Genomic DNA, 10,365 nt, shown 5'->3' on the forward strand with positions numbered 1-10,365 from the left:
AGGTGTTTCCACGACGCTTGGTTCTTACCCTATCACAGTCAAAGAGGTTTATTCAATAATATGGCGTGGCTCTGTCACGATTCTCCAAAATCTTGATTTTATCATAGTTCATGGGATCCGTGAATTTGCCAGGGAATATTTCACAACTGAAGAGATCGTGGTCTGGCAACTAAGATTGCCACGTATCTTCCTCGGCATCATAGCAGGCATAGGTCTTGGGCTTGCAGGTGCAGTGATGCAGGCGATACTAAGAAATCCGCTTGCAAGCCCGTACACGCTCGGAATCTCATCAGGCGCAGGATTCGGTGCTTCACTTGCGATTCTCGCTGGTGCAGGCATCGTCGGTGGGAAATATTTGATCATTGGAAATGCATTTGTATTTGCTCTGCTGGTTTCGTTTATCATCCTGGCATTGTCGAGCCGCAAGGGCGCAACACCAGAGACCATGATCCTGGCTGGCATTGCGATGATGTATCTCTTTGGTGCGATGACAACGATACTCCAGTACTTTGGCGAGGCAGAGGCTGTGAAGGAAGCGGTCTTCTGGATGGTTGGCGACCTCAACAGAGCATCATGGCCCGTTGTGACGATCATACTCGGTGTGCTTGCATGCTGTGCCCCCCTACTTATGCTTAAGTCGTGGGATCTCAATGTGATGGGTGCGGGAGACGAGACCGCGAAGAGTCTCGGCGTCAATGTGAAGCGCACCAGAGTCATCACGATGGTGGTCTCGACGCTGCTTGTTGCAACCATTGTCTGCTTCACAGGCACGATCGGGTTTATCGGACTCGTTGCTCCGCACATGACACGCCTGGCTATCGGAGGCGATAACAAGTACGTGCTCCCGGTCTCTGGTCTCCTGGGTGCGGTAATTCTCATCAGCGCAGACCTTGTGGCAAGAAGGATCATAGCCCCTGTAATCCTACCTGTCGGAGCAGTTACCGCATTTATGGGAGCTCCACTCTTCCTGTATCTTATAATGAGAAGAAGGAGGGAATACTGGTGAAACTAAAAGTAAACAATGTTGAATTCGGCTACAACAGCACGCCGGTTCTCGAGAACATATCCATGGAACTGGATCGATCAGAGGTAATCGGCATCGTCGGTCCGAACGGCGCCGGCAAATCCACGCTGATCCGGTGTATCGACCGGATCCTGACTCCAAGAGGTGGAAAAATACTCCTGGATGAAAATGACGTCAGCAAGATGACGAGAATGGAGATTGCAAAAGAGATGGGTTATGTGCCCCAGACCACCACGCGTGTTTTTCCTGCTACCGTCTTTGATACTGTTCTCATGGGCAGACGCCCGCATCTTGGCTGGAAGAGCAGCGAAGAGGACATAGATACGGTGCTGGAGGTGCTGGAACTGCTTGGGATCATGGAGTTTGCGATGAGGGACTTTAACGAGATCAGCGGAGGTCAGCAGCAGAAGGTCCTGATCGCAAGGGCACTTGCGCAGGAAGCGGATATTCTCCTCCTGGATGAGCCGACAAGCAATCTCGATATCAGACACCAGCTTGAGGTGATGGATATCATGAAAGGCATCGTGAAGAGGAAAGGTATCTCTGCGATCGTGGCGATCCATGATCTGAACCTTGCTTCGAGATACACAGATAGACTGCTCATGATGAATGGCGGGAGGATATTTGCCGCAGGGAATCCTGAGTCGGTGCTCACGGTCGAGAATATCAGACGTGCCTATGGTGTGGAAGCTCTGGTGAAGAGCGATGGAGAGAGACCGTATATCATTCCGGTGAGACCGGTGTGACACAGAGATTGTTATCATGTCTAAGTCGAAACCTTCAACATGGATGATAGCGCTCTTTGTGCTCTTCCTTCTACTCATAATCGTGGCTCTGGTGGGCATTTTCGCAACCACCGGAGCTGCGGACATTACTGTGAATGATGCCTATTCTGCAATCATGCACAAGTTCTTCCCGGACCGCTATGCACCAAGCTGGATTGCAGAAGTGTGCATCTGGAATCTGCGGCTTCCCCACATCATCATGGGCATATTAGCAGGCATCTGTCTCGGGACTGCGGGCGCTACCATGCAGTGGGCGCTCAAAAATCCGCTTGCTTCGCCATATACACTTGGAATTTCACACACAGCGGTGTTCGGCACATCTGTTGCCATAATCATTGGCGGTGCATCTATTAGAGGGGAAGCTTTCATGATATTGGGAGCTGCCGCAATCTTTGCCCTGATCGCAACAGCGATCATCCTCCATATCTCGAGACGCAGGTGGGCGACCCCAGTACGGATCGTACTGTTGGGCATTATAATGACACTCTTCATCAGTGCATTGACTACGATACTCATGTATTTTGGCGAGGCAGAGGCTGTGAAGGAAATGGTCTTCTGGATGGTCGGCGACCTCAGTCGATCATCATGGGACGTACTGGCATATATGGCTGGCACGATTATACTCTGTGCGATTCCCTTACTCCTGCTGATCTTCATGCCATCACTCTTCGGTGTAGATGAGAGGCGCATCAGAACTTATGCAATGTTTGTTGCGAGTCTTCTGGTCGCAGTCACGGTCTGCTTCACAGGAACGATTGGATTCATCGGGCTATTGGCTCCTCATATCTGTCGTCTGGTCATCGGAGATGATCACAGGTTTGTAATCCCTATATCGGGTCTTGTTGGCGCGGTATTGCTACTTGGATTGGACTTAGTGGCAAGAACGGTTATTTCACCGGTTATCTTACCTGTGGGTGTGTTGACAACATTGATGGGTGCTCCGTTACTTGCGTATCTCATAGTGCGAGAGGGAAGAAAGGCGGTGTGATATACATGAAAAATATATGTATATTATAGGAGTTTTAATTAAATGAATAAACACGAAACAGGCAAGATCCGTCGCTCTCATGTACGTGCACGGATGTATCAGCCAGCAGCGATGCTCGTTCATGGTATAGCGTCGATGCCTGTGAAGAAAGCGGGCGTTCTGATAGCTGTTGATAGCAGGATATTTGCCGCAGGGAATCCTGGGTCGGTGCTCACTCTCGAGAATATCAGACGTGCTTATGGTGTGGAAGCCCTGGTGAAGAGCGATGGCAAGAGACCATATATCATTCCGGTGAGACCGGTGTGACACGGAGATTGTGATCATGTCTAAGTCGAAACCGTCAATATGGATGATAGTGTTCTTTGTGCTATTCCTCCTGCTCACAATCGTGGCTCTGGTGGGCATTTTCGCAACCACCGGAGCTTTAGATGTAACCGTAGACGATGCCTATTCTTCGATACTATGCAAAACCTTTCCCGATCACTTTGAGTCAAAATATATCTTCACATGGGACGATGTTCCGGGAAGCGATAGTGAGAGACTCCGCAACTACCTCTGGGCTGAGTATGGTATCGACTGGGCAGAGGATGCAAAGATCAGCAAATCCGATGACTGCAGAACGATTACAATCGCCGATGGCGAGAACTCAGCCAGAATAACACTCGATAGGATGGATAGCGGGAAAGCGTGGTTGAGGATTGAAGGTGGCAGAAGCGAGAACCTGGAAGTCAAGGGGACGAACGGTGAGATGAGGATGCACGAGTCGACATGGCTTGCGGATGTCTGCATCTGGAATCTCCGGATTCCACGCATCCTCCTTGCCATACTGACTGGCTTCTGTCTTGGGACTGCGGGCGCTATCATGCAGTGGGCACTCAAAAATCCGCTTGCTTCGCCATATACACTCGGGATTTCATCAGTGGTAGCGTGTGGCGCACCTATTGCCATAATCATTGGCGGTGCATCTATTGAAGGGGAAGCTTTCATGATATTGGGAGTTGCCGGAATCTTTGCCCTGATAGCAACAGCGATTATCCTTTATATCTCGAGACGCAGGTGGGCGACCCCCGAACGGGTCGTACTGATGGGTATCGTGATGATGATCCTCTCCGTTGCGATAACGACGATACTCATGTATTTTGGCAAGGCAGAAGCTGTGATGGGAACGGTCTTCTGGATGGTCGGCGACCTCAATCGATCATCATGGGACGTGGTGATATACATGGCTAAGACAATGCTATTCTGTGTGATCCCCTTACTCCTGCTGATTTTCATACTATCACTCTTTGGTGTAGATGAGAGGCGCATCAGAACTTATGCAATGGTTGTTGCAAGTCTTCTGGTCGCAATCACGGTCTGCTTCACAGGAATGATCGGATTCATCGGGCTATTGGCTCCTCATATCTGTCGTCTGGTCATCGGAGATGATCACAGGTTTGTAATCCCGATATCAGGTCTTGTTGGCGCAGTATTGCTACTTGGATTGGACCTGGTGGCAAAAACGGTTATCTTACCTGTGGGTGTGTTGACAACATTGATGGGTGCTCCGTTTCTTGTGTATCTCATTGTGCGAGAGGGAAGAAAATCGGTGCTCACATCATAGAACATCAGACGTGCCTATGGCGTGGAAGCTCTGGTGCAGAGCAATGGAGAGAGACTATATATCATTCCGGTAAGACATATCAATCAGGTGGTACGGCAAGAATGAGAGAGTTGGATCTACCTGGAATGCTGAAGGAATCACTTCAAGGAACCGGATTGGAAGCATGCTGACACCGGTGCACATGAGATGTCTGCGACATGGACAAGATGACTAAGCCATCGTGTGGCATCTCAATGCGAACATATAAATTACGAATTTCGTTTGTCAAACTCAATAAGGTAACTCAATGATAATATCCACGTCTTTGTTATATGCTGCTTATTATGTGATAAAAATCGTTCCAATCATTGCCATTGGCATTTTTGCAACGGGTCTCGCTGTTAATCTCGGGCTGATGAGGAAATTTGACAGTTTGGTCAAACCTTTATCTGCTAAAGCAAGGATCAGCGCGACATCGGCACTTTCTGTTGTAACATGTACGTTCAGCAGTACTGCCGGTTACTCTATGCTATCTGAGGGATTGAACGATAAAAGAATATCTGAAAAAGAGGTTCTCGCAGTCTCGCTGATCACCTCTTTTCCAAGTATTCTCTCCCATCTGTTCACGTTTTTCATACCGGTAGCGATCCCGATCCTCGGATTCACTACAGGAGTGATCTATGTGTGCCTGCGAGGGCTTGTCGCACTCGTGAAAACATGTCTTGGAATTTTTCTTGCAAGACTGTGGCTAAAAGATATCGACAACCAATCCACCAACTCACAATCATCCGTCTTAAATCCCGCCCATACTTCGATAGATAAGAAACATGCACTGAATAAAAGTGCTGCCAGCACATATAAAATGCTGAAAAGGATTACACCCATAATGTTTATAACACTATTTTTGACATCAGTGGCGATGGAGTTACGCATATTCCAATCATTCTCAGAGATACTGGATCCGGTTACGAACATTCTTGGACTGGAAAGCGAGATTGCACTGATCAGTGCAACACAGATCGTGAACACATATTCGGGAATGGTACTTTCGGGCAGCCTTCTGGGCGATGGGATGATATCGACAAAAGGAGTATTGATCGCACTGTTACTGGGTAATGTGATATCGTTCTCAACACGATTCGTAAAACATTCGTTACCGCTGCATGTGTCACTATTTGGTCCGAAGCTGGGAGGCAAAATTGTTGCAGTCAATGGTGCAGCGACCCTTGCAATAGATGTTTTATTGATAGCAGTATTATTGGTAATATAGATGAACTTAGGGATAACAGGATTAAAGCCAACATTTCCAGGACAATCCCTGTTTTTGTGCACAAACTTGTGGAAGAATTCCTTGGCAGGATACACACTCACGTTGGCAGGTTCTGCAGGTACTTCCTGGCAAGCTCAACACTGGATTTGGGCGGCAATCGCGAGTGTTGTTGGGTGCTGCCGGAGGCGTGCATAGCTGTTGAAATATATAATTTATATCATACATCCACTCATCAGGGATTAACTTGCATGAGCGTCGTCCACACCATTCTTCCTGTTTCTCACGCGCCATCTGTCAATATAATTTAATGGGGAACGATATTTAATTTTTGGGCCGGGATTCTCAGCATATGAATGGAGATATTGATTTATATTGCACATCCATGCATATCTTTATATTTTATCCCTGCTAATATTTAATTAAATATAATTTCAGCAGGGTTATTATTGTGGTGTATATAACCAGAAATCTGGAGAGCCTAATAAAGGAGAATCTTGACAAACCTGAAATAATTGCAATTCTCGGGCCAAGGCAATCTGGCAAAACAACTCTTCTCAAGCATATTTTCCAGACTCTTGAAAATGCAGTGTTCATAAGTTTTGATGACAGGATGGCACTTGAGATGTTCGTTGAAGATGAGCAAACCTTTGCAGAACTTTATGCAAAGAATAATCGGTACCTCTTCATAGATGAGTTCCAGTATGCAAAGGAAGGGGGGCAGAAGTTAAAGTACATTTATGACCATTACCCGGATACAAAAATATTGGTGTCAGGCTCTTCTGCACCCGGACTTACAATTCATGGCATAAAATATCTCGTAGGCAGGATCTTTGTCTTCAACCTGTATCCACTTTCCTTTGAAGAGTTTCTAAGATACCAAAATGAGGAGCTTTTTGATACCTACCTGAGCAGGAAAGATGCAATTCGGGCGTATCTGTATGAAAATGGCGAATTGCCTGTGCTTAGCAAGCCGCTTATGGAAATGCTAAACGAAATCTATGATGAGTATATTGTTTATGGCGGATATCCCAGGGTTGCAATCTCAAAGTCCGGTGAAGAAAAGAGGCTGGTTCTGAAGAATATATACAGCACTTATTTTTTACGGGAAATAAAGGATATGCTGAGCTTAACAACGGATTTCAACCTGAGCAGACTGATCAAGGCGCTATCAATAGAACTTGGCGGGCTTATATCCTATGCAGGTCTCGGCGAGGTTTCGGGTTTTGACTATAAGGGGCTTTTATGGCATCTCAATATTCTTGAGAAGACATTTATATGCAAAAGGATTGTTCCTTTTTTTACCAACAAAAGGACTGAGATAATCAAGGTTCCAAAAGTATATTTTTTTGACAATGGGTTCAGGAATACCATTATTGATGATTTCAGGCCATACAGTATGAGGCAGGATATCGGCATGCTGAATGAGGCATTTATTTTTTCCCAGCTGGCGTATGTGGGTGTGGAAGTAAAGTTCTGGAGAAGCAAATCCAAGGCAGAAGTGGATTTTATTGTGGAAAAGGAAGGAAGGCTTATCGCTATAGAATCAAAGAGCGGCTACCAGCGCAAGACAAAATCCCTTATGCATTTTAAGGAGAAGTATGAGCCATACAGGACGGTTATTGCATCAAGGGAAGTTCTAAAGGAAAGTGATGGTGTATTATACCTGCCGTTCGCATTCATTTCCTCTGTACTCGATAATGCGGGCAATAACATTTAACATTGTGCTCTCTTCTGCCTGTGGGGTTTACTATACGATTTTATCTTACTGTTAAAAATCCTCATCCTGCAGTGATCATCCTGGTTGCCATGCTCTGGAGTCCTGGCAGATCTGCCCGGTAGGAGATCCGGCCGGACCACAGGGCTGCCAGGTCTTGGAGTGTGTGCTACAGTTCCGGCCTTGTTTATCGGGATGGTGTCAGTGGATGTGGGTGCTGCTGGCCTGAAGCTGGCCAGAGGGAGGATTCGGATGTACACTTGAGGGTAAGCAATCGGTTGTTGGATGAAATTGCCGCATGTGAAGAATATCTGTGTTAGCCAGGCTAAATACGTCCCAATTGTGACTATACTACTCCGTAAGTATAATTTGGAACTTTATATGACTGCCACAGAGCTCACAGAGAGCACATAGAGAGGAGTTTTGGGCGGAAAAAGCATCTCGGTGTTCTCAGTGCTCTCTATGGCAGAAAGTTACAAAAAACAGATGCGGCGTAGTATATCTTTAAATATATGCCGCACAGTGAGAAGAGTTCTGCATGTAAAGGTTGAAGCATACAATAATCAAATATAAGGTTGTTGATAATAGGAAAACGTTACAATTCGTGTTGGTGAATTTAATTAAACCACAGATGAACACAGATTTTCAGGCAGCACATCCGCGTTTATCGTCGTTCGTCTGCGGTTAGTTTGATAATACCAACATGTAATGTAACGGTCTCGATAATATTAGAATTACTGCGTTGAAGATGGAGCAAGTTTTACTTTATATAAAATAAAAAAAAGTGATTTTTTTGGCTAAAAAGAAACGAAGTACTAAAACAAATGATACTGCCCCGAATAACCACAGTGAGCAGATTCCAAAGACAGATAGCAGTAAAGGACAGACCAACAATTTACCTTACATAGCTATCATTGCCGGATTATTACTGGTGATCGCATACCTGCTATCCGGTGGCGGAACCAACCAGGCAGATTATCCCACTGGCCCACCACCTGACATAAGTACTGACATCCATCCCATATTATTTACTGGTAATATCCCTGAACCAGTCCTTAAACCTGAATTTGCCGCATTTTTCCCGGACAATATCAGTGGGATGAGGCGTGTGACATTGCTAATGGACCCAATGAATGAAGAGACTGGTGGACGTTTCATTTCAAAGGTGCAGGACCAGGCTAATTTGATATATCTGAGCGAATCCGTACTAACTGATTTCGAGGTAGAATATTCGGTATATAAGATGGAAAGTCCCGAAGCTGCCAGGGAAGTCCTCAATTATTATACTACCGAGATGGGGTGGAATACTTTACAAAAATCGTATGGAAATCTAACCTTCTGGATATGGCAAGGTTATCTCGAAGGCAATGGCAGGCCTTATGGAATGTACATATTTTGGGACAGCCTCAGCAGTGGAGCATATCTACCAATTGGAAGGCAAGGTACGAGTTATATAGCACAGGCTAACACCGACCTGCTCTGTCTGCATGGAGAAACTGTGCAGAATGAATATTTCATTATGGTAGATGTACATGCGCCTTTTGAGAAGGTGAATGAAGTTTCTGATCAGATGTTTACCGAGGCTGCTGCAGTGATTGCCCCGTGAGCGGGGAATCACATGGACATAACCCCTGCCCTTGCTACATTCGGACTTGTCGCATTGGCAGAGATGGGCGATAAGACCCAGTTGATAATAATAGCACTGTCTGCCAGGTATTCCAGGACACATGTGTTTGCCGGTTTGATGGCTGCTTTTATAGTATTGACTGCGCTGGCAGTGGGTTTGGGTGAAGTGGTAGTTGCCTTTATCGGCCCTGGGATTATTGGGATCGTAGCAGGCTTGCTGTTCATATTGTTCGGGGTAATAACTATCCTGATGAATGACGATGGTGACGATGATGACAATGGCGATGTAAAAAACCTTGGAGCCCGCAGTGCTTTCATGACTGCATTTAGTCTAATAGCACTTGCAGAACTGGGTGACAAGACCGAGCTTGCTGTAATAGCACTTTCGGCCCAGTCAGTATCTCCGAATAACTATTGAAATTTCATTCATTTTATCCACACTTTGATTAGAATTTTCGAAATAATTGAACCCGATACGAAACATATAATAATCTTCAAATAATAGGATATCTATAGGATATCCTATGAGGAAAATAGAGATACAACCACATACTCATCTAGAAATTGACGGTATAGAGGGTTTTTTCGTTCGCAAAGTTACAAAATTTGGAAACAGTGCCAAAGTTGATTGTCCAAAGGAGTATCTTGGCCGTACGGTTTATCTGGTGATAATATGACAATTGCTCCCGCTAGAGCTTTTAGAACTCTTAAGACATTGGACACATTCATCGATCGTTCTTTGAATCTAAAACCAAAAGGAAAATTTCTTTCTGGATTTCATTATGAGCGAGAACTCCTAAAGGCTTCTGTTGCAAACACTTACGTAGAAACCGTTGGAAATCGTGCAGACTCACTCCATTTGGCAATAAAAAACGTACCAATATCAAACATTTACTGGGAATACCTGAAAACGGTGGAAATATTAGGAACACGATTTGGATTAAATGAGAAAGATGTCGTGTTAGCCTTCGATTATACCGATGAAGATTTCTATGGCGACCCACAGGGGTTTTGGATTCATGGTTGGACGGGAGAAAAAGCAGTTACTGGTAAATGGAAGTTCTTGACATGTGCGATAGTTAGTTCTGACATTCCTCAAAAAATCCCATTGATATCAGTGCCTGTAAGGATGGGGCATAATATGGCACATACTGTGGCCTGGTGTTTGAGTGTGATTGAACCATTGATAAAATCAATATCACTTCTTTTATTCGACAGAGGATTTTACAGCAAGGAGCTTATGCTCACGTTGTCAAAAATAAACTATCCGTATCTGATTTTTGTTCCAAAAAATTCTAAAATTCGAAAGGAACTTGCTGAAATGGAGAAAAATGAAAAGAAAACTGTCAAGCACAAGTTCAAACTCAATATAGACA

Annotated in this window: 12 protein-coding genes; all 12 read left to right on the forward strand. The window is 45.2% G+C overall.

Going from position 1 to position 10,365, the window contains the following annotated elements; genetic code table 11:
• Window positions 1-1,006 (forward strand): iron ABC transporter permease (locus tag HF974_07740; protein MBC2698210.1); only part of this gene is annotated, 1,006 nt, incomplete at its 5' end.
• Between the two features lie 62 nt (window positions 1,007-1,068).
• On the forward strand, window positions 1,069-1,770 hold the full coding sequence (locus tag HF974_07745) for an ABC transporter ATP-binding protein (protein ID MBC2698211.1): 702 nt from the start codon (window positions 1,069-1,071) through the stop codon (window positions 1,768-1,770).
• 58 nt (window positions 1,771-1,828) lie between these two features.
• Entirely contained in the window at window positions 1,829-2,797 is a 969-nt protein-coding gene (locus HF974_07750) for an iron ABC transporter permease (GenBank protein MBC2698212.1), read from the forward strand.
• Window positions 2,798-2,932: 135 nt separating this feature from the next.
• Complete coding sequence (locus HF974_07755) at window positions 2,933-3,103, forward strand: hypothetical protein (GenBank protein MBC2698213.1); 171 nt, start codon at window positions 2,933-2,935, stop codon at window positions 3,101-3,103.
• Window positions 3,104-3,119: 16 nt separating this feature from the next.
• Window positions 3,120-4,400 carry an iron ABC transporter permease gene (locus tag HF974_07760; protein MBC2698214.1) on the forward strand — a complete coding sequence of 427 codons (1,281 nt, stop codon included), beginning with the start codon at window positions 3,120-3,122 and terminating at the stop codon, window positions 4,398-4,400.
• Between the two features lie 286 nt (window positions 4,401-4,686).
• Window positions 4,687-5,649: a hypothetical protein gene (locus tag HF974_07765; GenBank protein ID MBC2698215.1), complete on the forward strand. Its 963-nt coding sequence runs from the start codon at window positions 4,687-4,689 to the stop codon at window positions 5,647-5,649.
• 451 nt (window positions 5,650-6,100) lie between these two features.
• On the forward strand, window positions 6,101-7,366 hold the full coding sequence (locus tag HF974_07770; protein ID MBC2698216.1) for an ATP-binding protein: 1,266 nt from the start codon (window positions 6,101-6,103) through the stop codon (window positions 7,364-7,366).
• Between the two features lie 84 nt (window positions 7,367-7,450).
• On the forward strand, window positions 7,451-7,627 hold the full coding sequence (locus HF974_07775; GenBank protein ID MBC2698217.1) for a hypothetical protein: 177 nt from the start codon (window positions 7,451-7,453) through the stop codon (window positions 7,625-7,627).
• Between the two features lie 529 nt (window positions 7,628-8,156).
• Window positions 8,157-8,969, forward strand: a complete 813-nt coding sequence (locus HF974_07780; protein ID MBC2698218.1) for a hypothetical protein — start codon at window positions 8,157-8,159, stop codon at window positions 8,967-8,969.
• A gap of 12 nt (window positions 8,970-8,981) precedes the next feature.
• A complete protein-coding gene (locus HF974_07785; GenBank protein ID MBC2698219.1) occupies window positions 8,982-9,407 on the forward strand; it encodes a TMEM165/GDT1 family protein in 426 nt (141 codons plus the stop codon).
• A 106-nt stretch (window positions 9,408-9,513) separates the two neighbouring features.
• The gene (locus HF974_07790; GenBank protein MBC2698220.1) at window positions 9,514-9,666 is read left to right on the forward strand and encodes a DUF2080 family transposase-associated protein; all 153 of its coding nucleotides are present in this window, start codon (window positions 9,514-9,516) and stop codon (window positions 9,664-9,666) included.
• The coding region (locus tag HF974_07795) for a transposase (GenBank protein ID MBC2698221.1) at window positions 9,663-10,365 on the forward strand (703 nt) is incomplete at its 3' end. The genes HF974_07790 and HF974_07795, both read left to right, overlap by 4 nt.

It is taken from the genome of ANME-2 cluster archaeon (assembly GCA_014237145.1).
In the GTDB taxonomy this organism is placed as follows: domain Archaea; phylum Halobacteriota; class Methanosarcinia; order Methanosarcinales; family Methanocomedenaceae; genus Methanocomedens_A.

Excerpts from the sequence above, each read along its gene's own strand:
- HF974_07755 (MBC2698213.1), top strand. The coding sequence starts at position 2,933 with ATGCCTGTGAAGAAAGCGGGCGTTCTGATAGCTGTTGATAGCAGGATA.
- HF974_07765 (MBC2698215.1), top strand. The coding sequence starts at position 4,687 with ATGATAATATCCACGTCTTTGTTATATGCTGCTTATTATGTGATAAAA.
- HF974_07760 (MBC2698214.1), top strand. The coding sequence starts at position 3,120 with ATGTCTAAGTCGAAACCGTCAATATGGATGATAGTGTTCTTTGTGCTA.
- HF974_07745 (MBC2698211.1), top strand. The coding sequence starts at position 1,069 with ATGGAACTGGATCGATCAGAGGTAATCGGCATCGTCGGTCCGAACGGC.
- HF974_07785 (MBC2698219.1), top strand. The coding sequence starts at position 8,982 with ATGGACATAACCCCTGCCCTTGCTACATTCGGACTTGTCGCATTGGCA.
- HF974_07790 (MBC2698220.1), top strand. The coding sequence starts at position 9,514 with ATGAGGAAAATAGAGATACAACCACATACTCATCTAGAAATTGACGGT.